Annotated in this window: 20 protein-coding genes, 1 other RNA gene, 2 pseudogenes and 1 riboswitch; of the genes and pseudogenes, 18 read left to right on the top strand and 5 right to left on the bottom strand. The window is 65.9% G+C overall.

The features are described from left to right. Window positions 1-92: 92 nt before the first annotated feature. Window positions 93-3,272 carry a thiopeptide-type bacteriocin biosynthesis protein gene (locus CYU89_RS01850; RefSeq protein ID WP_296278504.1) on the top strand — a complete coding sequence of 1,060 codons (3,180 nt, stop codon included), beginning with the start codon at window positions 93-95 and terminating at the stop codon, window positions 3,270-3,272. Window positions 3,273-4,004: 732 nt separating this feature from the next. Here CYU89_RS01850 and ettA read toward each other — a convergent pair. Further along, window positions 4,005-5,672, bottom strand: coding sequence for an energy-dependent translational throttle protein EttA (gene ettA, locus CYU89_RS01845; RefSeq protein WP_296278503.1), 1,668 nt, complete (start codon window positions 5,670-5,672; stop codon window positions 4,005-4,007). A 216-nt stretch (window positions 5,673-5,888) separates the two neighbouring features. On the opposite strand from ettA, the gene CYU89_RS01840 reads away from it, so the two are divergent. The 12 genes from CYU89_RS01840 (at window position 5,889) to thiL (ending at window position 15,044) form a co-directional block, all read left to right on the top strand. Beyond that, entirely contained in the window at window positions 5,889-6,380 is a 492-nt protein-coding gene (locus CYU89_RS01840; RefSeq protein WP_296278502.1) for an RcnB family protein, read from the top strand. Between the two features lie 121 nt (window positions 6,381-6,501). Further along, window positions 6,502-7,770 (top strand): serine hydroxymethyltransferase, encoded by a 1,269-nt coding sequence (gene glyA, locus CYU89_RS01835; protein WP_296278501.1) that lies wholly within the window; start codon window positions 6,502-6,504, stop codon window positions 7,768-7,770. 9 nt (window positions 7,771-7,779) lie between these two features. Further along, a complete protein-coding gene (gene nrdR, locus CYU89_RS01830; protein WP_296278500.1) occupies window positions 7,780-8,313 on the top strand; it encodes a transcriptional regulator NrdR in 534 nt (177 codons plus the stop codon). Between the two features lie 2 nt (window positions 8,314-8,315). After that, complete coding sequence (locus CYU89_RS01825) at window positions 8,316-8,819, top strand: GNAT family N-acetyltransferase (protein ID WP_296278499.1); 504 nt, start codon at window positions 8,316-8,318, stop codon at window positions 8,817-8,819. A 6-nt stretch (window positions 8,820-8,825) separates the two neighbouring features. Beyond that, window positions 8,826-9,923 (top strand): bifunctional diaminohydroxyphosphoribosylaminopyrimidine deaminase/5-amino-6-(5-phosphoribosylamino)uracil reductase RibD, encoded by a 1,098-nt coding sequence (ribD, locus tag CYU89_RS01820; protein WP_296278498.1) that lies wholly within the window; start codon window positions 8,826-8,828, stop codon window positions 9,921-9,923. 8 nt (window positions 9,924-9,931) lie between these two features. Further along, entirely contained in the window at window positions 9,932-10,693 is a 762-nt protein-coding gene (locus CYU89_RS01815; protein ID WP_296278497.1) for a class I SAM-dependent methyltransferase, read from the top strand. 83 nt (window positions 10,694-10,776) lie between these two features. Then, window positions 10,777-10,975, top strand: a riboswitch (FMN riboswitch). 138 nt (window positions 10,976-11,113) lie between these two features. Then, complete coding sequence (locus CYU89_RS01810) at window positions 11,114-11,716, top strand: riboflavin synthase (protein ID WP_296278496.1); 603 nt, start codon at window positions 11,114-11,116, stop codon at window positions 11,714-11,716. Next, window positions 11,713-12,807, top strand: a complete 1,095-nt coding sequence (gene ribB / locus CYU89_RS01805; RefSeq protein WP_296278495.1) for a 3,4-dihydroxy-2-butanone-4-phosphate synthase — start codon at window positions 11,713-11,715, stop codon at window positions 12,805-12,807. The genes CYU89_RS01810 and ribB overlap by 4 nt, the downstream gene beginning before the upstream one ends. Before the next feature lie 64 nt (window positions 12,808-12,871). Continuing rightward, complete coding sequence (ribH, locus tag CYU89_RS01800) at window positions 12,872-13,339, top strand: 6,7-dimethyl-8-ribityllumazine synthase (protein WP_296278494.1); 468 nt, start codon at window positions 12,872-12,874, stop codon at window positions 13,337-13,339. A gap of 23 nt (window positions 13,340-13,362) precedes the next feature. Continuing rightward, a complete protein-coding gene (gene nusB, locus CYU89_RS01795) occupies window positions 13,363-13,830 on the top strand; it encodes a transcription antitermination factor NusB (RefSeq protein WP_296278493.1) in 468 nt (155 codons plus the stop codon). Window positions 13,831-13,876: 46 nt separating this feature from the next. After that, window positions 13,877-14,083, top strand: a complete 207-nt coding sequence (locus CYU89_RS01790; protein WP_296278492.1) for a helix-hairpin-helix domain-containing protein — start codon at window positions 13,877-13,879, stop codon at window positions 14,081-14,083. Window positions 14,084-14,090: 7 nt separating this feature from the next. After that, the gene (thiL, locus tag CYU89_RS01785; protein WP_296278491.1) at window positions 14,091-15,044 is read left to right on the top strand and encodes a thiamine-phosphate kinase; all 954 of its coding nucleotides are present in this window, start codon (window positions 14,091-14,093) and stop codon (window positions 15,042-15,044) included. 159 nt (window positions 15,045-15,203) lie between these two features. Here thiL and CYU89_RS01780 read toward each other — a convergent pair. The 3 genes and pseudogenes from CYU89_RS01780 to CYU89_RS01770 form a co-directional block, all read right to left on the bottom strand. Further along, window positions 15,204-16,574 (bottom strand): annotated as a pseudogene (locus tag CYU89_RS01780) (FAD-linked oxidase C-terminal domain-containing protein); the annotation flags it as partial. A gap of 12 nt (window positions 16,575-16,586) precedes the next feature. Next, a complete protein-coding gene (locus tag CYU89_RS01775) occupies window positions 16,587-16,976 on the bottom strand; it encodes a YraN family protein (protein WP_296278490.1) in 390 nt (129 codons plus the stop codon). Further along, window positions 16,966-18,222, bottom strand: a pseudogene (locus CYU89_RS01770) (penicillin-binding protein activator); the annotation flags it as partial. The gene CYU89_RS01775 and the pseudogene CYU89_RS01770, both read right to left, overlap by 11 nt. A gap of 225 nt (window positions 18,223-18,447) precedes the next feature. Here CYU89_RS01770 and rsmI point away from each other — a divergent pair. The 5 genes from rsmI (at window position 18,448) to rnpB (ending at window position 24,626) form a co-directional block, all read left to right on the top strand. Next, window positions 18,448-19,287, top strand: a complete 840-nt coding sequence (gene rsmI / locus CYU89_RS01765; RefSeq protein WP_296278489.1) for a 16S rRNA (cytidine(1402)-2'-O)-methyltransferase — start codon at window positions 18,448-18,450, stop codon at window positions 19,285-19,287. A 2-nt stretch (window positions 19,288-19,289) separates the two neighbouring features. Further along, window positions 19,290-21,089, top strand: a complete 1,800-nt coding sequence (locus CYU89_RS01760) for a DUF885 domain-containing protein (RefSeq protein ID WP_296278488.1) — start codon at window positions 19,290-19,292, stop codon at window positions 21,087-21,089. A 103-nt stretch (window positions 21,090-21,192) separates the two neighbouring features. Then, window positions 21,193-22,974, top strand: coding sequence for a DUF885 domain-containing protein (locus CYU89_RS01755; protein ID WP_296278487.1), 1,782 nt, complete (start codon window positions 21,193-21,195; stop codon window positions 22,972-22,974). A gap of 50 nt (window positions 22,975-23,024) precedes the next feature. Beyond that, window positions 23,025-24,245, top strand: a complete 1,221-nt coding sequence (gene chrA, locus CYU89_RS01750) for a chromate efflux transporter (protein WP_296278486.1) — start codon at window positions 23,025-23,027, stop codon at window positions 24,243-24,245. Window positions 24,246-24,277: 32 nt separating this feature from the next. Continuing rightward, window positions 24,278-24,626, top strand: an RNA gene (gene rnpB, locus CYU89_RS01745) — RNase P RNA component class A. 204 nt (window positions 24,627-24,830) lie between these two features. On the opposite strand, the gene CYU89_RS01740 is transcribed toward rnpB, so the two are convergent. Continuing rightward, window positions 24,831-25,601, bottom strand: coding sequence for an NRDE family protein (locus tag CYU89_RS01740; RefSeq protein WP_296278485.1), 771 nt, complete (start codon window positions 25,599-25,601; stop codon window positions 24,831-24,833). Between the last annotated feature and the right edge of the window lie 60 nt (window positions 25,602-25,661).

Here is a 25,661-nt window from a genome sequence, read left to right as displayed (position 1 = left end):
GTGTAATTTTCCGAAGGCGGAGAATGTAATCTGTAATAGCAGTTTCGATGAAACCCTAAATTTCACAAAGCGAGCATGGTGAAGAAGAGCGCATGGACGAATGGACAAGAGTCAATGGTAAAGCTGCTCTCGGGTCGTGGGATATTGAGTATTTTAAAACTGCAGTTGTGCGAACGCCCCTGGCGTTCGCTTACGATCTAAGTCCGACTGAACATGCGGGACTGGAACTTCAGGAATTATGCCCCGCGACAGCGCTCATAGATAAAGCGCTAGCAGCTCTCGATGATCCGCGAATAAGTCTAGCGATGCTTCACGCTGCCGAGGGGTTGAATAGTCGATTGGGCAGACTGCGAGACCCTTCAACCGTTCTGGCGGAGCGCGTCAGTCTAGCTTTCTCGGTATACAAGTATCTCGCGCGTGCAGTTAGGCGATCTACTCCATTCGGCCTAATGGCTGGAATAGCAACTGCGTCAGTTGCCGGAGAGTGCAGTAACCTGCATCCGCTAATAGATGATTCGGTCTACACAAGAATCGATGGTCGCGTGCTGGAGAAAATATCGGGGTTCTGCGAGACGACGATTCTCGCAGCAAGTGATAGCGAGTTGGGTATGACCCTCGTTAGGTTGAATCCAACTATCGTCCTTCTGAGAGGAGTCTACCGTTACACGTATGTAGATCGAAGCACTGAAAACTTTGCGCTGTCGACACGGAGTTTGACGAAAAGTGCAACGAGGCTCTTGCAGAGTTCAAATATCTCGGTCCACTTCGTCCCAGTTTCGGAGTTGGTATCGAGCCTTCTGGCGTCTGGTGAGTTCACATCCGATGCCGCTTACGAGTTTGCAAGAGGCTGTATACGCGATCAAATTTTAACAACAGAGCTTCGACCGTCCATTTCAGGTGGTGCGCTGAGAAGTCTTTTGAGTTGTATCGAGCGTTTTCCTTCGTTAAGGGAGGTGCGATCTTGTGTTGGGGAGTTGGAGTCGATCACAAGAAGAACAACCTCGATAGCTAACTTTCGTTCTCTGTATGAGCGGGTGTATGAGGTAGCTCATGAGAGGGCTTCTGATGCAGGACTTGCTCAGAAAGAAAAAAATCTTCTGTATGTGGAGCTCCTTCGCGCCAGTTCAGGGCTCCAGGTCGGCCGAAGTGTGGCAGCAGAAGTGACCCAAGATCTACGCAAGCTGCTCCCTCTAATGTGGCATGAGAATCTTGAAGCAAAATCTCTTGCGTTGGCCATTGAGGAGAAGTTCGGTGCTGGGCGTTGGGTTCCGATCTTGAGAGTATGTGATCCGGATGCAGGCGTGCAGGTCGGTCCCAAGCGTAATCGTAAGAGTCCACTCATCGAGGGGCTTGGTGTGGTAAAGGCGGAGCAGTCAGAGAAGGTTACATGGACAAGTCTCGACGAAATGTTGCTCAGAATAATCTCTTCTTCTACTCCTGGTAACGAGGAGGTTGAGCTGACGGAAGCGGATGTTCATAGCATCGGACGTAATGCGAGAACTCCAGAGCTCGCCATCGGAGATACCTATTCATTGATACTCAATGTACTCGATTCCGGGCCCGATGTTAGGTGCCATTTCGCTGGATTGTTCGGTCCTTCCTCGGCGCGAATCCTTGGACGATTCACGGAGGGGTCTGTTTCCATAAAGACGGTTTGTGAATCAATGGATCGCCGCGAGGCTGAGCTCGCAGGCCAGCTTACAGCCGAAGTAATGTTTGGTAGCGACCCCATACTTTTGAACATTGCTTCGAGAGAATCTATCCGGTTGCACGAAATAGTTTGTGGTTCCTACCTGCCGAGCGGAAGAGCGGAAGGGCACCTCGAGCTTGACGATCTCCTCGTATCAAGCGAATTTGGAAGAATATCGCTATTCAGCAAAAAGTTGGAAGCTGCGATCTTGCCGAGGCTGTCAACTGCCCACTACTCCGGCGGGTACAGTTCGCCAATCTATAGAATGCTTCACCTCATATCGAGTCAGGCGGGTGAGTTTAGTCTGAAGTTCTTCGGTAATCCCGTAGCCAATTCTCTTAGCTACATTCCAAGAATAAGATTTGGATCTTTGATACTTGGCCTGAGGTCTTGGCGGATTGAGTCTTGGGAGCGAGATATGCTTAACGGAGACAAGGCCTTCTGTCAGCTCCATGCGGCAGTTCTCGAACTAAGGGAGAGGCGAGGCTTTCCTAGGCTCGTTTCTGTAGCCGAAGCGGACAATGTCCTGGACTTCGATCTGGACGATAGCGCCTCTGCTCTCGCATTCGGGATTTACGTGTGGCAATCGAAAGCTGATCGTGTCACAGAATCGCTCTGGCTTCCCTCCGAAGGTGGGCGTGACCGGCATTACGCAAATGAGGTTGTTATTCCGGTTTCTATTCGGCATCCTGGAAGGGAATGGATTGCTGGGGGCTCGCCTATCGAGGGGGCGACCGTGTCGGCGGACGGATGCTCGACTGCCGAGCTGTTGGGCGACTGGATTTCTATGGAGCTAGATATCGGGATTAGTGAGATTGATGGTTTCTTAGTCGAGGAGTGGATGCCGGCTGTCAAGGCGCGGTTCAAGGATCACGGTAGTGCTACATGGTTCTTCGTCCGCTATTCTCGTGAGGGAAGAAGTCACTTGCGACTCCGAGTGAAGGACGCGTTCTCGGGATGGTTGATAGCGTTAGTTAACTTGTGGGTGCGTCGGGGCGTTATTGATGATGCGCGCGTCACATGCTATGTCCCTGAGTACGAGAGATACGGTGGCTTGCAGGGAATGGAGGCTTGTCACGCAATATTTCACGAGAGCAGCATGCTATCCATGCTGTTCTTGCAATCTGGTTCGCTTGCAGATGGGCAAGAGGATGAGCGTTGGATTTTCGCGTTGAGACTTCTTTTCTTAAGGCTGAAATTGTGCTTTGGTCGTCTAGAGGACGCGATATCGTTCTGCAGGGCGCAAGGCGATGCTCTGCTGAGCAGCCTTCAAGTTGAAGTCAAATCGAAGAGCGCCGTAAGCGCAGGCTACCGCAAGCAGGAGAATTTCATTGAGAGCGCTGGAAGCATCGACATGGTCAGCATTATTGATAAAGACGTAATTGATGATTGCGCCAAGAGATTCGAGCTGTTGCAGCGGAAGAGTGATTCCAAGAAAATTCCCGGCATTGTTGCAAGCCTCATACATATGGATTGCAACAGGCTTTTTCCTAGCTATGCCCGCGAGAATGAAATGATGCTCTATCGCTACGCTGAGAGGGCTATTAGGTCTCGTTTAGCGCGTGGTTTGCCGTTACTGTAGCTAGGCTCATTTTGCACTTCGAGTCCATCATTTGTAGTGCGTGCAACATTTTTGCCGCCTTTTCCTGGTTGGGGTATCTGCATTTACTTTGCTTTGTGGTGCTTGTCTTGCTAGTGTGGATTGGCAGACGGGTTGATGTCTGTGTGTTTGTTACTATTCAACTGGACAAGGAGCGGTGGTCATGCTGGAGAAAATGTTTCTAGAGGCGACGCGCGTAGCACCCGAATCACTGAGTGTTGCTCTCACGGAGATTACAAAGCAGGCAGTTGTTCTGGGTGATGTTCCTATGCAGGCGAGCACGCCTATTTGTGCTACTCCTACTATCGAATTGACACTCAAGTTGGCAACGAAGTTAACCCCGTACCTTTAAGAGTTGCTGTGGAAGAGTAGATCTTTGTTGTGTTGTTGAGGCGCCTGACTCCGCAAGACATAGAAGAGCAAGAATGCCCGCCAACTGGCGGGCATTCTTGCTGAGTGATGACAATTCTGGGTCTCTGGGCGCGGTTGTAGACTGGGTGGTATTTCTTGTCCTCCTGTTACTTACGATGGTTGGGTTGAAAGGATTTCGCGCGTGTGTTGCCGACAGGCAAGACTGCCGAGAAGATGTCTACGCTTTGAATTGGCGTAGGTTGCGGCGAACATTGCGACGGGGATGTGGTCGACCTTTGTTGCATGCTAGGAGTAAAAAAGCCCGCCGATCGGCGGGCTTTTTTACGTCTCGGACGCGACGCCTTACTTCAGCGCCTTGAACCGCAGGCGGTGCGGACGCGCGCCTTCCTCGCCCAGGCGACGCTTCTTGTCTTCCTCGTACTCGCGGTAATTGCCCTGAAAGAACTCCACGTGCGAATCGCCTTCGAAGGCGAGGATGTGCGTGGCGATGCGGTCCAGGAACCAGCGGTCGTGCGAAATGACGAAGGTATTGCCGGGGAATTCCAGCAGCGCGTCTTCCAGCGCACGCAGGGTTTCGATGTCCAGGTCGTTGGAGGGTTCGTCGAGCAGCAGCACGTTGCCGCCCTGCAGCAGCGTCTTGGCCATGTGCAGGCGGCCGCGTTCACCGCCGGACAGCGAGCCCACCATCTTCTGCTGGTCCTGGCCCTTGAAGTTGAAGCGGCCGATGTACGCGCGCGACTGGATCTCCACGCCGTTGATGTTGAGGATGTCCAGGCCGCCCGAGATTTCCTGGAAGACATTGTGGTTGCCTTCCAGCTTGTCGCGGCTCTGGTCAACGTAGGCCAGCTGCACGGTCGGGCCCTTGATGATCTCGCCGGAATCCGGCTTCTCCTGCCCGGTGATCATCTTGAACAGTGTCGACTTGCCGGCGCCGTTCGGGCCGATGATGCCGACGATCGCGCCGCCGGGCACCAGGAAGCTCAGGTTGTCGATCAGCAGGCGGTCGCCGAACTTCTTGGACACGTTCTTGAACTCGATCACCGAGTTGCCCAGGCGCTCGCCCGGCGGGATGAAGATCTCGTTGGTCTCGTTGCGGCGCTGGTAGTCGACCGACTGCAGCTCTTCCAGGCGGGCCAGACGGGCCTTGCCCTTGGAACGGCCGCCCTTGGCGTTCTGGCGCGACCACTCCAGTTCCTTCTGGATGGCCTTCTGACGGGCCTTTTCCTGGTTGTCTTCCTGCTTCAGGCGCTCGTCCTTCTGGACCAGCCAGTCGGTGTAGTTGCCCTTCCACGGAATGCCGCGGCCGCGGTCCAGTTCGAGGATCCACTCGGCGGCGTTGTCGAGGAAATAGCGGTCGTGGGTGACCGCCACCACGGTGCCGGTGTAGCGGGCGAGGAACTGTTCCAGCCATTCGACGGACTCGGCGTCCAGATGGTTGGTCGGTTCGTCGAGCAGCAGCATGTCCGGCTTCTGCAGCAGCAGGCGGCAAAGGGCGACGCGACGCTTCTCACCGCCGGACAGCTTGCCGACGATCGCATCCCACGGCGGCAGGCGCAGCGCGTCGGCGGCTACGTCCAGCTGGTTCTCCAGCGTGTGGGCGTCACCGGCGGCGAGGATGGCTTCCAGGCGCTCCTGCTCCTTGGCGAGGGCGTCGAAGTCTGCACCTTCCTCGGCATACGCGGCGTAGACCGCTTCCAGCGCCGCCTGGGCCTGCAGCACGTCGCCCACGCCTTCCTCGACGGCCTGGCGGACGGTGTGTTCGGGGTTCAGCTCCGGCTCCTGCGCCAGGTAGCCGACCTTGATACCCGGCTGCGGGCGGGCTTCGCCTTCGAAATCCTTGTCCACGCCGGCCATGATCTTCAGCACCGTGGACTTGCCCGCGCCGTTGAGACCCAGCAGACCGATCTTCGCGCCCGGATAGAACGACAGCGAGATGTCCTTGATGATCTGCCGCTTCGGCGGGACCACCTTGCTGACCCGGTTCATGGTGTAGATGTATTGCGAGGACATGCTGGCTCCGGTACGCAGGCCCCGGCGCCCGGCCGGGCGACGGCGGGCGGGGAGGCAAAGGGGAAGGCGGCGATTATAGCCGCTCCGGCCCGCCCGACCGCTGGCTGAATACGTTTCGCCAACATGGCGTTGACGTGGCCGTAACCGTTTTCCAGCGGGAATCGGTTCAGATGTGATCCGCATGATGGGAGCCACGTGCCACACAGAGGGCTTTCCATGAATACCAAGCGTCTTTTCCAGAGCATGGCCTGCGCCATCCTCGCCTTCGCCGTCACCGCCCCCGTGCTTGCACGCGACCACGATCGCGGTCGCGACCGGGACCGCTCCAGCCACCATGATCGCCGCGACGACCGTCGGGACGATCGCCGCGACTGGCGTGAGGATCGCCGGGACGACCGCCGCGACTACCGCGACCAGCGCCAGGCCTACCGTCACGGCTACCACGATGGCCGTCGCTACGACGACCGGCGCTATTACGCGCCGCCTCGCGTCGTCTATCGCCCGGCACCGCCCAGCTACCACCGCTGGGCCAAGGGCCAGCGTTACCGGGACTACTACCGCGGCCCGGTCTACGTGGTGAACGACTACAACCGCTACCACGTGCGCCATCCTCCCCGCGGTTACCACTGGGTGCGCGACGACCGCGGCAACCTGCTGATGGTCGCCATCGCCACCGGCATCATCGCCGACCTGCTGCTGCACCACTGAGCCAGCGGGCACGATGCCCCGAAAAGCGCGCTCCGGCGCGCTTTTCCTTTTCCGGGGCAGGGTGGCCAGGGGCGGGGCGGGCTACAATCGGTCCTCCCGCCCGACCTGCCCCGGAGACCCGATGTTCCCGCGCGACGCCCGCATCGAAACCTACGATCCCGAACTGGCCCAGGCCATCGCCCATGAGGCGCGCCGGCAGGAGGATCACGTCGAGCTGATCGCCAGCGAGAACTACGCCAGCCCCCGCGTGTTAGAGGCCCAGGGCAGCGTGCTGACCAACAAGTACGCCGAGGGTTACCCGCACAAGCGCTACTACGGCGGCTGCGAGTACGTCGACATCGCCGAGCAACTGGCGATCGACCGCGTGAAGCAGCTGTTCGGCGCCGACTACGCCAACGTGCAGCCGCATTCCGGCTCGCAGGCCAACCAGGCCGTGTACTTCGCCCTGCTGCAGCCGGGCGACACCATCCTGGGCATGAGCCTGGCCCACGGCGGCCACCTGACCCACGGCGCCAAGGTCAACGCCTCGGGCAAGATCTTCAACGCCGTCCAGTACGGCGTGAACGACCAAGGCCTGATCGACTACGACGAAGTCGAGAAGCTGGCGCTGGAGCACAAGCCGAAGATGGTCGTGGCCGGCTTCTCCGCCTATTCGCAGGTGGTGGACTGGGCACGTTTCCGCGCCATCGCCGACAAGGTCGGCGCCTACCTCTTCGTCGACATGGCGCACGTGGCGGGCCTGGTCGCCGCCGGCGTCTATCCGAATCCGCTGCCGCATGCGCACGTGGTGACCTCGACCACCCACAAGACGCTGCGCGGCCCGCGCGGCGGCATCATCGTGGCCAGTCGTGCTGGTTTGGGGCCGGCGGGCGAGGAGATCGAGAAGAAGCTGCAGAGCATCGTCTTCCCGGGCATCCAGGGTGGTCCGCTGATGCACGTCATCGCGGCCAAGGCCGTGGCCTTCAAGGAGGCGCTGGAGCCGGAGTTCAAGAGCTACCAGGCGCAGGTCGTGAAGAACGCCCAGGCGATGGCGAAGACGATCATCGCGCGCGGCTACAAGATCGTCTCCGGCGGCACCGAGAACCACCTGATGCTGGTCGACATGATCGGCAAGGACGTCAGCGGCAAGGACGCGGAAGAAGCCCTGGGCAAGGCGCACATCACGGTCAACAAGAACTCCGTGCCGAACGATCCGCGCAAGCCCTTCGTGACCTCGGGCCTGCGCATCGGCACCCCGGCCGTGACCACGCGTGGCTATGGCGAACAGGACTGCATCGATCTGGCCAACTGGATCTGCGACGTGCTCGACGCGCCGAGCGACGAAGCGGTGCTTGCCAAGGTGCGTGACAACGTCACCGCGCAGTGCCGGAAGTACCCGGTCTACGGCTGACCGACGAAGATGCACTGCCCCTTCTGCCAGCACACCGATACTCGAGTGATCGATTCGCGCGTTTCCGAAGACGGCGCGACGATCCGTCGTCGTCGGGAGTGCGAGGCGTGCGGGGAGCGGTTCTCGACGCTGGAGAACATCGAGATCAAGCTGCCGGCGGTCATCAAGGGCGATGGCCGTCGCGACACCTTCGATGCGCGCAAGCTGCGCGCCGGTTTCGACCGTGCGCTGCAGAAGCGGCCGGTATCCGAAGAACAGATCGAGGCCGCCGTGCGGGCGGTGATCCATGCCATCCGCATGAGCGGTGAGCGCGAAATCGCCTCGCGCAAGATCGGCGAGTTCGTCATGGGCGAGCTGCGCAAGCTCGACCATGTCGGGTATGTGCGCTTCGCCTCGGTGTACCGCAGCTTCGAGGATGTGGCCGATTTCCGCGACGAGATCGAGAAGCTGGAACGCGATCTTCCCGCCGCCGGCCAACTGTCCCTGTTGAGCGGCGACGTGGTGCCGTTCGACAAGCACGCGGACAAGAACAAGAAGCGCTGAGCGTGCGCATCGAGGCGATCGGGCGGCACACCGCGTGCATCGAAACGCTCGCGCGCTGGCACCATCAGGAATGGGGCGGGCTATACGACGACTGGACGCTGGATGCCGCCACGGCTGAGTTGGCGGATCATGCGACGCGCGCGTCGGTACCGACCACGCTGCTGCTGATGGACGGAAAGGAGCTGCTGGGGTCGGTCAGCCTGCTGGTCGAGGACGCGCCTGCGCTGCAGGATCGTGGCAGTCCGTGGTTGGGCAGCCTGTTCGTATCGCCCGAAGCGCGGGGCCGCGGCGGCGGACGCGTGCTGGTCGAGGCAGCGGTCGCGCATGCCGCGCGTGAGGGTGTGGCGTTGCTTCGCCTGTTCACCCTGTGGCACGAGAGCTTCTATGCCTCGCTCGGGTGGCAAGTGGAAGAGCGCACGTCGCTGCACGGCACCCCGGTCGTCGTGATGTCGATCCGGCCGGCCGAGCGCGTGGCGCATACTGTCGCCCCTTCCGATGCAGCGTGACGACGCATGACCGATACCGCCTTTTCCGCGTTCGACCACCAGTGCATGGCGCGGGCGCTGCGGTTGGCCGAGCGCGGTGCCTACACCACGCGGCCGAACCCGATGGTGGGCTGCGTGATCGCGCAGGGTGCACAGGTCGTCGGAGAAGGCTGGCACCAGAAGGCCGGCGGTCCGCATGCGGAGGTGTGCGCGCTGCAGGCGGCAGGAGAGCAGGCGAAGGGGGCGACGGCGTACGTCACGCTGGAGCCCTGCGCGCATACCGGCCGCACCGGGCCATGTGCGGAGGCGCTGGTCGCCGCCGGGGTGACGCGCGTGGTCGCGGCGATGCGCGATCCGTTTCCCCAGGTGGATGGCGCGGGTTTCGATCGCCTGCGCGCGGCGGGCATCGAGGTGCAGGCCGGATTGATGGAAGCGCAGGCGCGACGCCTGAACCGTGGCTTCCTGTCGCGCGTGGAGCGCGGCCGGCCGTGGATGCGGGTGAAGCTGGCTACCAGCCTGGACGGTCGTACCGCGATGGCGAACGGCGATTCCAAATGGATCAGTGGCGAGGCATCGCGGCGCGACGTGATGCGCTGGCGGGCGCGCGCCGGCGCCATCCTCACCGGGGCAGGCACGGTGCTGGCCGACGACCCGTCGCTCACCGTGCGCTTCGGTGACGACACGGCCTTCGAGCCGCCGCTGCGGGTGGTGCTCGACCCTGGCCTGGCCACCGTCGCGCGCGGCAACGTGCGCCAGGGCGAGGCACCGACGCTCTATGTCCACACGGCCGAGGCCAAGCCGCCGCGCGATGTCGATGTCCAGCGCGTGGTCGCCCCGGCCACCGGCAGCAATTTCGATCTGAAGGCCGTGCTGGAACTGCTGGCTGGCCGGGGCATCAACGAAGTGCATGCCGAAGCGGGGGCCACGCTGGCAGGCGCGTTCGTGGCGGCGGGGCTGGCCGACGAGGTCCTGTTGTATGTGGCACCGATGCTGCTCGGCGACCAGGCACGGCCGCTGTTCGGCGGCCTGGGCATCCAGGCGATGGCGGAGCGGTTGACGCTGGAGATTGTGGACAGCCGCATGATTGGCGAAGATCACCGCCTCCTGCTGCAACCTGCCCGCTGACGCTCGCCATGGTGGCCTTCAAGGACCATTTTTCCGGGGTCGCCGACGTTTACGTCGCTTCCCGCCCCACGTATCCCGATGCGTTGTACGACGTGATCGCCGACGCCGTGCCCGCCAGCGCCCGTGTGTGGGAGCCCGGGGCCGGCAGTGGACAGGCCACGCGCGGGCTCGCCGCGCGTTTCGCCCACGTGCACGCCACCGACCCCAGCGCGGCACAGATCGAGCGCCATTGGGCGCACGGGCAGGCGGGCGGCAACGTCAGCCTCGCCGTCGAACCGGCGGAGACGACCGCGTTGCCGGACGCCAGCGTGGACCTGGTCGCCGTGGCGCAGGCGCTGCACTGGTTCGACCGCTACCGCTTCTTCGCCGCCTGCGAGCGCGTGCTGCGTCCCGGCGGCGTGCTGGCGGCCTGGACCTACCAGGACATCATTTTCGAAGACGACCTGGCCGAGGTCGCCGAGAAGGTCCGCGACGACATCGACCCGTACTGGCCGCCGGAACGCGCCGACGTGGACCTGGGCTACGGCGACTACGTGTGGCCGTTCGAGTTCGTCCCGACGCCCCGCCTGTGGCTGACCGCGGAATGGAACCTGCCCACGCTGCTGGGGTATTTCGGCAGCCTGTCCGCCACCGGCAGTTATCGCGCGGCCACGGGCGAGGATCCGGTCTACGCGCACACGCCCGCCCTGGCCGAGGTCTGGGGCGATCCGCAGCGGGTGCGCACCATGCGCTGGCCGCTGATCCTGCACCTGCGCCGCAAGCCGGCCTGACATCCCGCGGAACACTCCGTTCGCCGGCGGGTGCCGGGTGCGGCGTGTAGAATGCGCGGGCCGGTCCGCCGGCATACCACCAACGACGTCTTCAGGGCGGGGTGCGATTCCCCACCGGCGGTAGGTCGCCCAGCGACGAGCCCGCGAGCGCCTTGGGCGGCATGCGATTACCCCGCAAGAGTCCGCACGTTCCCGTGCGGACTCGCCAAAGCCGCCGAAGGGTCAGCAGATCCGGTCAGATGCCGGAGCCGACGGTCATAGTCCGGATGAAAGAAGACGGCATCGCCGAACCGCGCGGAAGCGCGGCGTCGTGCGCCTGCCTTCGCGCCCGGAGGCGTCTCCGCTTTGCTTTCGCGAGAGACGTTGCATGCCTTCCACGCTTCCCACCGCTTTCCCCGTCCTCCTGCAGGAGGCCTGCTGATGTTCACCGGCATCATCGAAGGCGTCGGCCGCATCGCAGCGCTTGAACCCGTGGGCGGCGACGTCCGACTGACCGTGGCCGTGGGGACGCTGCCGTTCGACGCGGTGCGGCCGGGCGAGAGCATCGCGGTCAACGGTGTATGCCTGACCGTGATCGCGTTCGACGCCGCCAGCTTCCAGGCCGACGCCTCCACCGAAACCCTCTCGCTGACGACGCTCGGCGGCCTGGCCGCAGGCGCGCTGGTGAACCTGGAGCGGGCGATGCGCCCCACCGACCGCCTCGGCGGCCACCTGGTCAGCGGCCATGTCGACGGCGTCGGCCGCGTGCTGTCCGTGCACGAGGATGCGCGCGCGCAGCGCTGGCGATTCGCCGCCCCGGCGCCGCTGTTGAAGTACATCGCGAAGAAGGGCTCGATCTGCGTCGATGGCGTGAGCCTGACGGTCAACGAAGTGGACGGCGAAGGATTCGAGGTCGCGCTGATCCCGCACACGGTGGCGCACACCGCGTTCTCGCAGGCCGCCGTCGGCGATGCGATGAACCTGGAAATCGACCTGGTCGCGCGCTACGTCGAGCGCCTGCTGGGCGAGAGGAGCGGCGCATGAACTTCGCCCCGATTCCCGAATTGCTGGAAGAAATCCGCAACGGCCGCATGGTCGTCATCGTCGACGACGAGGACCGCGAGAACGAAGGCGACCTGATCATGGCGGCCGAGCTGGTCAAGCCGTCCGACATCAACTTCATGGTCACCCACGCGCGCGGCCTGGTCTGCCTGTCGCTGACCCGCGAACGCTGCACGCAACTGGGCCTGGCGCCGATGGTGCAGACGAACACGGCGCAGTTCCATACCAACTTCACCGTCAGCATCGAGGCCGCCGAGGGCGTCACCACCGGCATCTCCGCCTACGACCGCGCACACACGGTGCGTACCGCGGTGCGTCCCGATGCGAAACCCACCGACCTCAGCCAACCCGGCCACATCTTCCCGCTGATCGCCCAGCCCGGCGGTGTGCTCACCCGCGCCGGCCATACCGAAGCCGCCAGCGACCTGCCGCTGCTCGCGGGCCTGGAGCCGGCCGGTGTGCTGGTCGAAGTGCTGAACCCGGACGGCACCATGGCGCGACGTCCGCAGTTGGAAGTGTTCGCGCGCGAGCACGGCCTGAAGATGGGATCGATCGCCGACCTGATCGCCTATCGCCTGGCCACCGAGCACACCGTGGAGCGCATCGACGCGCGCGACATCGAGACCGAGTTCGGTCCGTTCCGGCTGGTGACCTATCGCGACCGCATCGCCCATGACCTGCATTTCGCCCTGGTCCGTGGTACGCCAAGCAAGGACTCGCCCACGCTGGTACGCGTGCAGGTGGAGAACCCGTTGAGCGATCTGCTGCACTGGCGCCGCGACGATTTCGGCGTGCACGCGACCGATGCGCTGCGCGCGATCGCGGCGGAAGGGCAGGGCGTGATGGTGGTGCTCTCCGAGCCCCGCAACGCCGAGGCGCTGCTGGCCCGCCTGCGCAAACAACCCGAGGTGCGTGCAAACGCCAAGGATGTGGGGCAGTGGCGTCGCAACGGCGCCGGTGCGCAGATCCTGGCCGACCTCGGCCTGGGCCGGCTGCGCGTGCTGGGCACCCCGCGCCGCCAGGTCGGCCTGGCCGGGTTCGGGCTCGACGTGGTCGAGTACGTCCAGCCCTGACCGGCCTCGGCAGACCGGCCGCCCGCCCCGGCTGGTAGACTTCCCCACCCCCAAGGAACCCGCCATGTCCCATTACGAAGGCGATCTGCGCGCGCCCGACGGCGCCCGCTTCGCGATCATCGCCAGCCGCTGGAACCCGCGCATCACCGATGTGCTGGTGGCCGGCGCGCGCCAGAGCCTGGCCGGCAACGGCGTGGGCGAGGACATGATCGACGTGGTACGGGTGCCCGGTGCGTGGGAGATCCCGCTTGCCGCCGCGCGGCTGGCCGCCTCGGGCGACCATGCCGCCCTCATTGCGCTGGGCTGCGTGATCCGTGGCGACACGCGCCACTACGAACACGTCGCCGATCGTTGTGCCGAAGGCCTGATGCGCGTACAGCTGGACACCGGCGTGCCGGTGCTCAACGGCGTGCTGGCGGTCGAGCGCATCGAGGATGCCGAAGCGCGTGCCGGTGGCAGCCATGGCAACAAGGGCGAAGAAGCCGCACTGGCCGCCATCGAGATGGCGCAGTTGCTGGAACAGTTGCCGTAACCCAGGACATCGCAGGAGCCCACGTGAGCCGACAACATCATCCCCAGCGCAAGGACGGCGTCGATCCGGTCACGCGCGCACGCGCACGCCGCCGCGCCCTGCAGGCCGTCTACGCATGGCAGATGTCGGGCGGCGAAGTCGGCCAGGTCATCGCGCAGTTCGCGCACGAGCAGGCGCACGAGATCGCCGACCTCGAGTACTTCGAGGACCTGGTGCGCGGCGTCGTGCGGCACCGTGCGTCGCTGGACGAAGCGCTGCTGCCCTTCCTCGATCGTGCCGTCGAAGAAGTGGACCCCATCGAGCGCGCCGTACTGCGCATCGCTGCCTACGAACTGATCCACCGCCTCGACGTGCCGTATCGCGTGGTACTGAACGAAGCCATCGAAACCGCCAAGCGCTTCGGTTCCGAGCACGGGCACACCTACATCAACGGCGTCCTCGACCACGCCGCCATCGAATGGCGGTCCGCCGAGGCGCAGGCGCGCCGCTGACGTGCACGGCGGCAACGCCCGGTTCCCTGCAGAAGAACGTGACGCTTTGCTCGCGCTGAAGGGCGTCGGGCCCACCGTGGTGCAACGGCTCGAGCAGATGGGAATCGCTTCGCTGCGGCAACTGGCCGCCACCGAACCCTCGGAGATCGTCGTCAGTGCCGCAGGCCTGACGGGATCCACCTGCTGGAAGAACAGCCCGCAGGCGCGCGCGGCCATCCAGTCCGCGGTCGATTTCGCGCGGTCGCGCGACTGACGCCGTCATGGGCGCCGGCGAATTCGATCTGATCGCCCGCATCCGTGCCCGCGCAGGCACGCGCGCCGATGTCGTGCTGGGCATCGGTGACGACGCGGCCCTGCTCGCGCCGCCACCCGGCCGACAACTGGTGGTCACCGCCGACACGTTGAACGACGGCATCCATTTTCCCCGTGGCACGCGGGCGGCCGATATCGGCTGGAAGGCGCTGGCGGTGAACCTCTCCGATCTCGCTTCGATGGGTGCCGACCCCGCGTGGTGCACGCTGTCGCTGTCGTTGCCGCAGTCCGACCCGGCGTGGATCGACGGCTTCCTCGATGGCTTCGCCGCGCTGGCGGCCCACCACGGCATCGTGCTGGTGGGCGGCGATACGACGCGCGGTCCGCTGTCGGTGTCGGTCACCGCGATGGGGTTCGTCGAACCCGGACGCGCGCTGCGGCGAGATGGCGCACGTGTCGGCGACGACATCTGGGTGACCGGCACGCTGGGCGATGCGGCCGGCGCGCTGGCGCTGCTGGAACGCACGCCTGTCGATGCACTGCGGGTGCGCCTGGACCGGCCAACGCCGCGCATGGAAGCAGGTCGCGCGCTCGTCGGACTTGCAAGCGCATGCGTGGATGTTTCTGACGGATTGCTGGCCGATCTCGGTCATGTCGCTGTGCGTAGCGGACTGGGCGCGCGGGTCGAGATCGATGCGCTGCCGGCGTCCGATGCCTTGTGCGCGACGTTCGACGCGGTCACGCGCTTGCCGATGCAGGCGAGTGGTGGCGACGACTACGAACTCTGTTTCACGGCGCCTGCCGACGCGCGTGCCGGCATCGCGGCGCTGGCATCCCGGCTCGATCTGCGGATCACCCGGATCGGCCGCATGGGGGCGGGCGAGGGCGTGCATCCCGTGCGCGCCGATGGCGAGCCATGGACGCCGCCGCGTCGCGGCTACGATCACTTTTCCGAGTCCTGATGCCCTTGTAGGAGCGACGTAAGTCGCGACCGCGACCCCTGCGTGCCCCGCAAACCGCCGGCAGCACGCTGGCTATCCGTTGCCCGTTCCTTGATGGTCGACGAACGCTGACGACGTGCGGTCGCGACTTACGTCGCTCCTACAAAGGGATGAGGGTGGCGGCAGCACCTTGCCCGGATTGAGGATCCCGTCGGTATCCAGCGCGAGCTTGATCGCCCGCATCGCATTGAGCGTCGCCGCGTTGAACGCCTCCGCCATGAAATCGCGCTTGCTCAGGCCGATGCCGTGTTCGCCCGACAGCGTGCCGCCCAGCGCCAGCACCTGAGCGAAGACCTTCGGCAATGCGGCGTGCGCACGCGCCGTCTCGGCGGCATCGCCGTCGTCGTACATGATGTTGACGTGCAGGTTGCCGTTGCCGGCATGGCCGAACACGACGATGGGCAGGTCCACGTCCGACGCCAGCGTCTCCATGGCGGCCACCAGATCGGGGATGCGCGATACCGGTACCACCACGTCTTCGTTGATCTTGCCGGGCTTGATCGTGCGCAGTGCCGGCGAAAGCGCACGGCGTGCGGCCCACAGCCGGTCGCGTGCAGTACCGTCCTGTGCCACGTCCAGCGCGATCATGCCGTCGCCCTCCGCCGCGTCAGCCAGTGCCTGCAGCGCATAGGGCAGCGTGTCGTCGTCGCCGTCGGCTTCGACCAGCAACATGGCGCCGGCTTCCGGTACATCGCTGCCGTTGCGGCGGATCAATGCGATGGCGCTGCCATCCATGAACTCCAGCATCGTGGGCGTCGTCGGCCGCGCCATGATGCGGGACACGGCAGCAGCGGCTGTGGCCGCGTCGCGATAGAGCACGCGCAGGCCGGCTTGCGCGTGCGGTCGCGGCGCGAGCTTGAGCGTCGCTTCGACGATCAGCGCGAGCGTGCCTTCGCTGCCGACGATCAGGTGGGTCAGGTCGTAGCCGGTGGCGTCCTTGGTGTAAGCGCCGCCGCAGCGGATCAGTTCGCCCGTGCCAGTGACCGCGACCAGCCCCAGCACGTTGTCGCGCGCAGTGCCGTACTTCACTGCGCGCGGTCCGCCGGCATTCGTGGCGAGGTTGCCGCCGACGCTGCAGGTCTCGGCACTGGAGGGGTCCGGCGGCCAGAACAGGCCGTGCGGCGCGAGCGCGTGCTGAAGGTCGCCGTTGAGGACGCCCGGCTGCACCACCACGCAACGGTCGGCTGCGCGCACTTCGACCACGCGGTTCATGCGTGCGAACGACACCACCACGCCACCTTGTGTCGGTACGGCTGCGCCAGTCGTGCCCGTGCCCGCGCCGCGCGCGACGATCGGCACGCGATGTTCGCGGCAGGCGCGCACGATCGCGACGACATCTTCCTGCGTACGCGGCAACGCCACGGCCGCCGGCATGGCCCAACGTCGCGAGTCATCGCCGCCGAAGGGGCGACAGGCCTCGCCGGTCAACCAGCCATCGCCAAGCCGGGCGGCAAGAGCATCGTGCACTGCGGGAGGGAGGCGAGGGTCCATGGTGCCGGGCGGTCAGATCTCGTCCGCGCGGAACGCATCGCGGATCCATTCGAGGTGCGGTGACGCCGGATCGCCCTGCGCATCGATCACGTCGAAGCGGCAGGGTGCGTCGGCGAGCGCGGGGTGGTCCTGCAGGAAGCGGTGCGCGGCGTGCACCAGGCGGCGGCGCTTGCCGATATCGACCGAGGCGCTGCCGCCACCAAACGCCTGCGATTGGCGATAGCGCACTTCCACGAACACCACCGACGGCATGCCCGGTCGGGTGGCGTCGTGCATCACCAGGTCCAGTTCGCCGCCGCGGTACGCCGCATTGGCGGCAATATCGGTCAGGCCGGCACGCCGCAGCAGCGCGCGGGCCGCGGCCTCGACGGCCTGCCCGCGCGCGCGGCGATCAACCGCCATCCGCGATCGGTGCGGCGCGTCCGCCGGTGAAGGTCGACCATGACGGCGTACGCACCACGTTGCCGAACCCGTCCAGTTGCAGGCGTCCGGTGGCGCCGCGGATCTCGGCATTCGCGCCGGTCGCCAGCTTTTCCAGGTAGGCCGTCAGCAGCCAGGCGTCGTAGCCGAACGCGAACAGGCGCGCGGCAGGACCGCGTGCGGTCGGGACGCGCTCTCCGGTGACGCTGGCGGCAGGCAGGGCCGGCACGCCGCGCGAGGTCCAGGCTTCGGTCGGGAAGGCGATGCCATCGAGCGCCATGTCTTCTTCCGGCTTGCCCGTCCCCGAGGTGAGCTGCGACGTCCCCACGCGCGTCTTGCCGCCCAGGCCGGCCAGGGCCAGTTGCGGCGTCAGCGCGCGGGCCGTGCTGCCGCGCACGGCCAGGAACACGGCATCGGCGCCTTCCTGCGACGCGGTGGCCAGCGCGGCCGACAGATCGCCCGGTACGTCCTGCACGCGCACCACGCGGGTGACCTTGCCGCCGCGCTCGGCGAAGCGCGTGGCGAAGGCCTGCGATGCGCGACGGCCATTGTCGTCGCTGCCCTCGATGACCAGCGCCGCGCGGCGCTCGCGTGCGAACAGGTATTCGGCGGCCGCGATCCCGTCGTCTTCGGGCGCCAGCGAGAAGCCGGCATTGCCGTCCGGCACGCTCACGGTGCCGCGGTTGAGCACCAGCAGCGGGGTGGCGAGCTGGGGCTGCTGGAACAGCGCGCTTACTTCGTCCCGACCCAGCGGGCCGACCACGAAGTCAGCGCCCTCGGCGGTCGCGCGCGCATACGCCGCGGTCGCGCCCGCGGCGGTGCCGGTGGTGTCGTAGAACTGGATGTCGGGGCGACGGCGACGCTCACCGTAATAGCCGGCCAGCAGGCCATCGCGGACGGGCGCAGCAGCCGTGGCGAGGTTGCCGGACAGCGGCAACAGCACGGCCAGCTTCACCGGCGGGCGGTATCCGTCCGCCTCGGCGGGCGGACGGTTGCCGGCGTCGAAGCGCCACTGGGCGCCACGATCGAACGGGCGCGGCAGCGGCAGTCCGCGGCGCTGCAGCGCGCGGCCGGCGAAGTTGTACAGCGGGTCGCCCACCGGCAGGGCCGCGGCGTCGCGGGTGAGGGTGGCGTCGTCGAGCGTGGCGAGCAGGCGGTCGATTTCGCGTGCGTTGTCGCTGCGCGCCTGACCGGTGAGGGCACTGTCCTGGCGGGCCAGCGTGGCGGCATTGGCGAACGCGGGGGCGAAGCGTGCGGACGATGTGACGGGGCTCGTGCCCGGCGTGGTCGCGCAACTGGCGAGCAGGGCGACCAGCAGCAATGCCGCCAGGGCCCGGGCGGGACGGAGGCGTGCGGAAAGCGTGCGTGCGACAGGCAGGTCCAAGGGCATCGTCGATGTTCAGGCAGGGGAACCGGGCTACGATTCTACCCCCAGCCACCGAGCCCCACTGGAATGCCTGCCGGAACCCTGTTCATCGTCGCCACCCCGATCGGCAACCTCGGCGACCTGACGCCCCGGGCACTGGAGACGCTGCGAAACGTGGCGGCGATCTGCGCCGAGGACACACGCCGCAGCGGCCAGCTGATGTCGCACTTCGGCGTGTCCACGCCGCTGGTGGCCCTGCATGAACACAATGAGGACGCACTGGCCCTGCGCGTGGTCGAACGCCTGCTGGCCGGCGACTCCCTCGCGCTGGTGAGCGACGCCGGCACGCCGCTGGTCAGCGACCCCGGGTTCCGTCTGGTGCGCGCCGCGCGCGCGGCCGGCATCAAGGTCAGTCCGCTGCCGGGCGCCTGCGCGGCCATCGCCGCCTTGAGCGTGGCCGGATTGCCGAGCGACCGCTTCACGTTCGAAGGCTTCCTGCCGGCCAAGGCGTCCGCGCGACGCGAGCAGCTGCAGCGCCTGGCAGGGGAAGCCCGCACGCTGGTGTTCTACGAGTCCTCGCACCGCATCGCGGAGTCGCTGGCAGACATGCGCGCCGCGTTCGGCGACTACCGTCCCGCGGTACTGGCGCGCGAACTGACCAAGCTGTTCGAAACCGTCCTCGACGGCACCCTGGCCGAGCTGCAGGCACGCGTCGACGCCGACGACAACCAGCGCAAGGGCGAGTTTGTCGTCATGGTGCAGGGCGCGCCGGACGACGAGACGGCGCAACTCGCAGAGGGTCGTCGCGTCTACGCGCTGCTCAACGCCCACCTGCCGCCGTCGGCAGCCGCCAAGCTCGCTGCCGAGATCACCGGCGCGCCGAGGAAGGAGTTGTATGGCGGCCTGGTCTCGAAGAAAAAGGAATGAAGATGAGAATGCGTGAACGGCTCAAGGCCGCCGTCGCGACGCTGGTCATGGTGGCGGCATCGCCCGCGGCGATCGCGTCGACCCCGCCGGACGCCCGTGAGCGGTTCCGCCAGCTGGTGGCGGAGAGCCAGAAGGCCGATGACGCGCTGCATCCCCTGCGTCTCGCCGAGCGCGGCCTGCCCCCGACCGGGGCCGTTTTCGTCGACCCCCAGAGCGAGGCCTTCGCCCTGCGGCTGGCGACGAACAAGCGTGCCGAACTGTCGGTCCTGGCCGGCATAGACCGCGCCTCACTGGCCGAGAAGGACCAGATCGCCTACGACGCGTTCCGCTACCAGGCCGAGCAGGCGCTCGGCGACATCGACAGCGGCATCCATGCGATCCGCAACCTGGTGCCGCTGAACGCCTCCTTCGGCCTGCACGTCGAGTTCCCCGACTATCTGTCGGGCGTCCGCTTCAAGACGGTCGAAGACTACGAACGGGGGCTGGCCCAGCTGGAAGGCTTCGTCGGGTACATGGACAGCACGGTCGATCGCCTGGAGCAGGGAATGGCCCGGGGCTACCACCAGCCCAAGGTGGTGGTGAACAACATCCTGGCGCAGGTCGAAGCCTTCCTGAAGCTGCCGGTCGAGGAGAATCCCTTCTACTCCCCGGTGACGCGGTTCCCTGACGCCATCGGGACCGCGGACCGCACCCGCCTGGAGGCCGCGTATCGCCAGGCCATCGAAGGTCGCGCCGCACCGGCCTACGCGCGCTGGCGCACGTTCCTGCGCGAACGCTATCTGCCGGGCGCCACCGAGGGCGTCGGCCTGTGGGCGATGAAGGACGGCGAGCGGGTCTATGCGTCCCTGCTGGTCCAGCACACCACCACGAAGATGAGCGCGCAGCAGATCCACCAGTTGGGTGTGGCGGAAGTGGCCAGGATCCGCACCGCCATGGAACAGGCGCGCCAGGCGACCGGCTTCGACGGCGACCTCCCGGCCTTCTTCGAACACGTCCGCACCGGGCCGCAGTTCTACTATTCGGAGCCGAAGGACCTCATCGACCACTTCGAGCGCATCGAAACAAAGGTCTGGGAGCGGATGCCAGACCTGTTCTCGCGTCGTCCGCGTGCCGCATTCGAGCTGCGTCCGCTGCCGGCGCTGGGCGACCAGCGGGGCACGGGCTACTACCGCGCCGGTCCGCCGGACGCGTCGGAGCCCGGCGTCCTGTTCTTCAACATGGCCATGTTGAACACGCGTCCCATCCCGACTCTGGAGACGCTGGAACTACACGAGGGCGTGCCCGGCCACCACTACCAGATCTCGCTGGTCCAAGAGGACGAGAGCCTGCCGGACCTGCTGCGTTTCGGGCAGGTGCCCGCCACCGCCTACACCGAGGGCTGGGGCCTGTATGCCGAATCCCTGGGGCAGGAACTGGGCATGTTCACCGACCCCTACCAATGGTTCGGCCATCTGGACATGGAAATGCTGCGCGCCGTGCGCCTGGTGGTCGACACCGGTCTCCATGCCATGCACTGGGACCGTCAACGCGCGATCGACTACATGCTGGCCAACACCTCCATGGCCCCGCGCGACGTGGCGGTGGAGATCGATCGCTACATCACCAATCCGGGCCAGGCCTGCGCCTACAAGGTGGGTGAACTGAAGTTGCAGGAACTCCGGCGGCGTGCGACCGAACGCCTGGGTGCGGATTTCGACATCCGGCGTTTCCACGACCAGGTGCTGGACACCGGTGCCCTGCCGCTGGACGTGCTGGAAGCCAAGATCGACCGCTGGCTGATGTCGAGCGGGGCCACGCGGTAGGCCGTGGGTATGCGTCCTGTTCGGAGAGATTGCATGGTCTCGTTCTGCGTTCCGGCCTCCCGGCACTCGAGGCTCGGGACGCCTTGCTTTGGAGGTGCACCTGATGCGTCGTCGTGAATTGCTGGTCGGCGCCGTGGCGCTCGGCCTGACGTGGCCCCTGGCCGCGCGCATGGCCGGTTCGAAGCCTGTCGTCGACACAACGGGGAATGCGCCCACCGAGGACGTCCGCCTGGCGGACCTGCTGCAACGCCATGCCCAGGCCCTCAAGGCAGAGGAGGGTGGACCGGACCGCCTGGCCGACTATTCGCTGGCCGCTCGCGCGCGTCATCGGCAGGCGACGGCGCGGCGCCTGGACGAACTGGGCAGGATCGACCGTGCCGCACTTTCGGCCGCCGCCGCGCTGGACTACGACACGGCCCGCTTCGTCTACGAGGCCATGGCGGACCAGTACGGGCGCTACGGTTTTTCCGACATCAACCTGCGGCCCAGCCCTTATGTCGTCAGCCAGATGAACGGTGCCTACTTCTGGCTGCCGGACGGCATCGGTGGACGCTCGCCCATGAAGGACGCGGCGGATGCCGACCGCTATCTGGACAGGCTGGGCCAGTTCGCCGTGGCCCTGGACCAGGAAACCGAACAGATCCGCCACGACGCGGGCCTGGGTGTCATCCCCCCGCATTTCATTCTGGCCAAGACCCTGAAGCAGCTCGCGACCTTGCGCGATGCCGCGCCCAGCGGCAATCCATTGACGACGTCGGCACTCGCGCGTGCGCGCGACGCCGGGATCGCCGATCTGGACCGTCGCGCCTCGGCGATCCTGGTCGGGCGTATCGTGCCTGCCCTGCAACGCCAGAGCGAGGCGCTCGCAGCCTTGATGCCCCGCGCCGATGATCGTGCAGGCGTGTGGGCCAAGCCGGACGGCGAGGCTTACTACGCCTCGGCGCTGCGTTCCAACACCACCGCCCGCTACGCGCCAGGCGAGCTGCATCGACTCGGCCTGACGTGGGTGGAGGAACTGTCGGCCGAGATCGATCAGCTGCTGCGCGCCGAGGGTCTGACCGGTGGATCGGTGGGTGAGCGCATGGCCGCCCTCGATCGCGATGCGCGCTTCCTCAAGCCGGACACGGACGCGGGACGCCGGGCGATCATCGACTACGCCAGCGCACACCTGGATCGGATCAGGGGCCTGCTGCCACGGGGGTTCCGCGTGATTCCGGATCGACCGGTCGAAGTGCAGCGCATCTCGCCCGCGATCCAGGACGGCGCGCCAGGCGCGTTCTACAGCGCCAGCAGCGATCCCGCCCAGCCCTCGACCATCTTCCTCAACCTGCGCTCGGTCGCGGAGAACGCGCTGTGGCGCATCCCGACGCTGCTGCATCACGAAGGCATACCCGGTCACCATTTCCAGGACAGTGTGCTGCGCGAGGCGGGTGGACTGTCGCTGTTCCGGCGCACGGTGCGCTTTTCGGCGTGGACCGAGGGCTGGGCCCTGTATGCCGAACAACTGGCGGATGAGATCGGTGCATTCGAAGGCGATCCGTTCGGGCGAATCGGCTACCTGCAGGGCCAGTTGTTCCGTGCCTGCCGTGTCGTCGTCGACACCGGCATCCACCACGCGCGCTGGACCCGCCAGCAGGCCATCGACTGGATGGTGGCCAACGCCGGCGAACATCGCGATGCCGCCGAGCGCGAGATCGACCGCTATTGCGTCTACCCGGGGCAGGCCTGCAGCTTCATGGTCGGCAAGCAGCAGATTCTGGCGACGCGCGAGAAGGCCCGGCAGCGCCTGGGCACGCGGTTCGACACGCGCGCCTACAACGACTTCATCCTGGCGTCCGGGCCGCTTCCCATGGATGTCCTCGATGGGGCAGCGGCGCTCGCGTGAATCATGCCGGTGTCGAGGAAGGCGCGGGAAATGGGTGAGGGATGATGCTCATGCGAGGGATGACTGCGGGGGAGCCGCGACAGCACGCCAGGGCCTGGCGGGTATTCCGCGTATTCCTTCGGCTTGGGCTGGTTTCATTCGGCGGCCCCATCGCCCATCTCGGCTATTTTCGCGATGAGTTCGTAGCGCGACGCCAGTGGCTGACGGACAGTGCGTACGCGGAGCTGGTCGCGCTCTGCCAGTTCCTGCCCGGTCCGGCCAGCAGCCAGGTGGGCATGGCCATTGGCTTGTCGCAGGCAGGCATCCGCGGCGCCGTCGCGGCGTGGTGCGGGTTCACCTTGCCGTCCGCGGTGTTGATGGTGCTGTTCGCGCTTGGACTCGTGCATTGGGGCAGCGCCTTGCCCGCCGAATCGCTGCACGGTTTGAAGTGGGTCGCGGTTGCCGTGGTGGCGCAGGCCGTATGGGCGATGGGGCGTTTGTTCTGCATCGATGCACCGCGCGTGCTGATGGCGGTGGCAACGACGCTGGTCGTGGTGTGTTGGCCACACGCATGGGTGCAGTGGCTGTTGATCGCGGCGGGTGCCATGACGGGTCTGGTGTTGCGACGTGCGCCCGATGCGGCCGAAGCCGGTGGCATGACGGTGCTGCTGTCCGCGCGTACCGGCGTGGCGATGCTGGTGGCCTTCTTGATCCTGCTGTTGCTGCTGCCGTGGGTGGCGCGGTATTCCATGGCGCCAGCCGTGCAGGTATTCGATCCGTTCTACCGCACGGGTGCGCTGGTTTTCGGTGGCGGCCACGTGGTGCTGCCCTTGCTGCAGGCGGAAGTAGTGGCGCCTGGCTGGATCGGCACGGATGAATTCCTTGCCGGTTACGGCTTCGCCCAGGCGCTGCCTGGGCCTTTGTTCGCGTTCTCCGCTTTCCTGGGGACTGCCATGTCCGCCGGGCCGGGTGGCTGGCTGGGCGCGATGGTGTGCCTGCTTGCGATTTTCCTGCCTTCCTTCCTGCTGATCGTGGGTGTGTTGCCCTTCTGGTCGCGCGTACGCCGTCAGCGAGGCGTGCAGGCCGCGGTGGCCGGAGTCAATGCGGTGGTGCTGGGACTGTTGCTGGCAGCACTCTATGACCCGCTATGGACCACGGCCGTGCGTGACTGGCGCGACGTGGCGTGGATTGCCGTGGGCGTGGTGATGCTGATGTGGGCGAAGTTGCCGCCATGGTTGATGGTGCTGTTGCTGGGTCTCGGCGGTGCCGCATCCGCCTGGCTGTCGGGTTAGCGACATGGCCGTTGTGCGACAATACGCGCGGCGGAGTCGGCCAGACAGTCGCGTCATTGGAAACAATGCCGAGGAAAGTCCGGGCTCCACAGGGCACGGTGCCAGGTAACGCCTGGGCGGCGCGAGCCGACGGAAAGTGCAACAGAAAGATACCGCCGATGGCTCTTCGGAGATCAGGCAAGGGTGAAATGGTGCGGTAAGAGCGCACCGCGAGTCCGGCAACGGACCGGCACGGCAAACCCCACCGGGAGCAAGACCAAATAGGGAGGCTATGCTGCGGCCCGCAGTGTCTCCGGGTAGGTTGCTTGAGCGTAACGGTGACGTTGCGCCTAGAGGAATGACTGTCCACGACAGAACCCGGCTTATCGGCCGGCTCCGCCGCTGGTTTTCCTGCGCAAGCGCAGGAAAGCCCCCAAAGTTTGCGTTCGCAAACGTTGGGCCCCGAGCCTTGCTGCCATACCCCCATCCGCACCTGCGGTGCGGATCGCCCCCTGACTCAGGGGGCTGGTGAAGCGAAGCTCCGGTGGCGCTCTGTAGGAGCGACGTGAGTCGCGACCGCAAACCGTCATCTGCGACGGTGCCGGGTTAGGCGTCGGCCCCGATCCGCAACGTCGTCTCCCCCTCGAATACCCCCTCCGGCCCGAACCTCCGCTCGCTGATCCACCCATGCCCCGCATGATCGATGGCGATCAGGGTACTGGCGCGGGTGCCATAGCGTTCGCCACGGATGAAGGCCGGCGACAGCCTGCGTTCGACGTCGATGCCTACGCCGGTCTCGGGAAGGCGGTCGTCGGGCGCGGGGGTTTCGTCCGCCAGCGCGCTCCAAAGCGTATCGACTTCATCCCTCTCCGCCGACACCCATGCGGCGAGTCGCTCCTTGAGCGCCATCGTCTTTGGCCAAGCCTCGTCGAGGTCGCCATTGGACAAGCCGTGCAGACCCGGTGCGAGCGTGATCCGGCGCGGCGTGGGGTAGTTGCTCACGTAGTCGCAATCGGCGGCGTCCGCGAGCAGCAGGTTGAACGGGGCAAAGGCTTCGGCGGCCACCAGCACGCCGGTGGCGCGGTGCGTCGCACCGTCGGGCGACTGCAGGAAACCGGCCGCCAGCTGACCCCTAGACGGAGCCCCCGGAATCCGGATGGCCGGATCGCGCACGTTGGTGACCACCGCCACCCGCCCGCCGGCGTCCGCCCCGGCCCAGGTGCCGCCCGACTGCAGGTCCCGGCCTGCCATCACGTGGGGCGATGCCTCCCAGTGCGCCAGCGCGGCCGTGGGTCGGGCGTGGAACTCGTCGCGGTTGCCTGCCAGCAGCAGCCGCCAGCGCGGGTGGACCTTCCAGGCGAGGGCGACGAGGCACATGGGCCGATTCTGGGCCTCCGGTTTGCGCAGTTCCACCCGGGAGCGCCGGCGCGGACGAGA

This window comes from Pseudoxanthomonas sp. (genome assembly GCF_002863005.1).
Classification (GTDB): domain Bacteria; phylum Pseudomonadota; class Gammaproteobacteria; order Xanthomonadales; family Xanthomonadaceae; genus Pseudoxanthomonas_A.
Note: the sequence above shows the minus strand (reverse complement) of the source record. Positions and strands in the feature narration are given on the sequence as shown.

Coding starts and splice junctions, on each gene's coding strand:
- thiL (WP_296278491.1), top strand. CDS start 14,091: ATGGGCGCCGGCGAATTCGATCTGATCGCCCGCATCCGTGCCCGCGCA.
- glyA (WP_296278501.1), top strand. CDS start 6,502: ATGTTCCCGCGCGACGCCCGCATCGAAACCTACGATCCCGAACTGGCC.
- CYU89_RS01755 (WP_296278487.1), top strand. CDS start 21,193: ATGCGTCGTCGTGAATTGCTGGTCGGCGCCGTGGCGCTCGGCCTGACG.
- rsmI (WP_296278489.1), top strand. CDS start 18,448: ATGCCTGCCGGAACCCTGTTCATCGTCGCCACCCCGATCGGCAACCTC.
- nrdR (WP_296278500.1), top strand. CDS start 7,780: ATGCACTGCCCCTTCTGCCAGCACACCGATACTCGAGTGATCGATTCG.
- CYU89_RS01775 (WP_296278490.1), bottom strand. CDS start 16,976: ATGGCGGTTGATCGCCGCGCGCGCGGGCAGGCCGTCGAGGCCGCGGCC.
- ribH (WP_296278494.1), top strand. CDS start 12,872: ATGTCCCATTACGAAGGCGATCTGCGCGCGCCCGACGGCGCCCGCTTC.
- CYU89_RS01840 (WP_296278502.1), top strand. CDS start 5,889: ATGAATACCAAGCGTCTTTTCCAGAGCATGGCCTGCGCCATCCTCGCC.
- ribD (WP_296278498.1), top strand. CDS start 8,826: ATGACCGATACCGCCTTTTCCGCGTTCGACCACCAGTGCATGGCGCGG.
- ettA (WP_296278503.1), bottom strand. CDS start 5,672: ATGTCCTCGCAATACATCTACACCATGAACCGGGTCAGCAAGGTGGTC.
- chrA (WP_296278486.1), top strand. CDS start 23,025: ATGCGAGGGATGACTGCGGGGGAGCCGCGACAGCACGCCAGGGCCTGG.
- CYU89_RS01815 (WP_296278497.1), top strand. CDS start 9,932: ATGGTGGCCTTCAAGGACCATTTTTCCGGGGTCGCCGACGTTTACGTC.
- CYU89_RS01850 (WP_296278504.1), top strand. CDS start 93: ATGGACGAATGGACAAGAGTCAATGGTAAAGCTGCTCTCGGGTCGTGG.
- CYU89_RS01740 (WP_296278485.1), bottom strand. CDS start 25,601: ATGTGCCTCGTCGCCCTCGCCTGGAAGGTCCACCCGCGCTGGCGGCTG.
- CYU89_RS01810 (WP_296278496.1), top strand. CDS start 11,114: ATGTTCACCGGCATCATCGAAGGCGTCGGCCGCATCGCAGCGCTTGAA.
- ribB (WP_296278495.1), top strand. CDS start 11,713: ATGAACTTCGCCCCGATTCCCGAATTGCTGGAAGAAATCCGCAACGGC.
- CYU89_RS01760 (WP_296278488.1), top strand. CDS start 19,290: ATGAGAATGCGTGAACGGCTCAAGGCCGCCGTCGCGACGCTGGTCATG.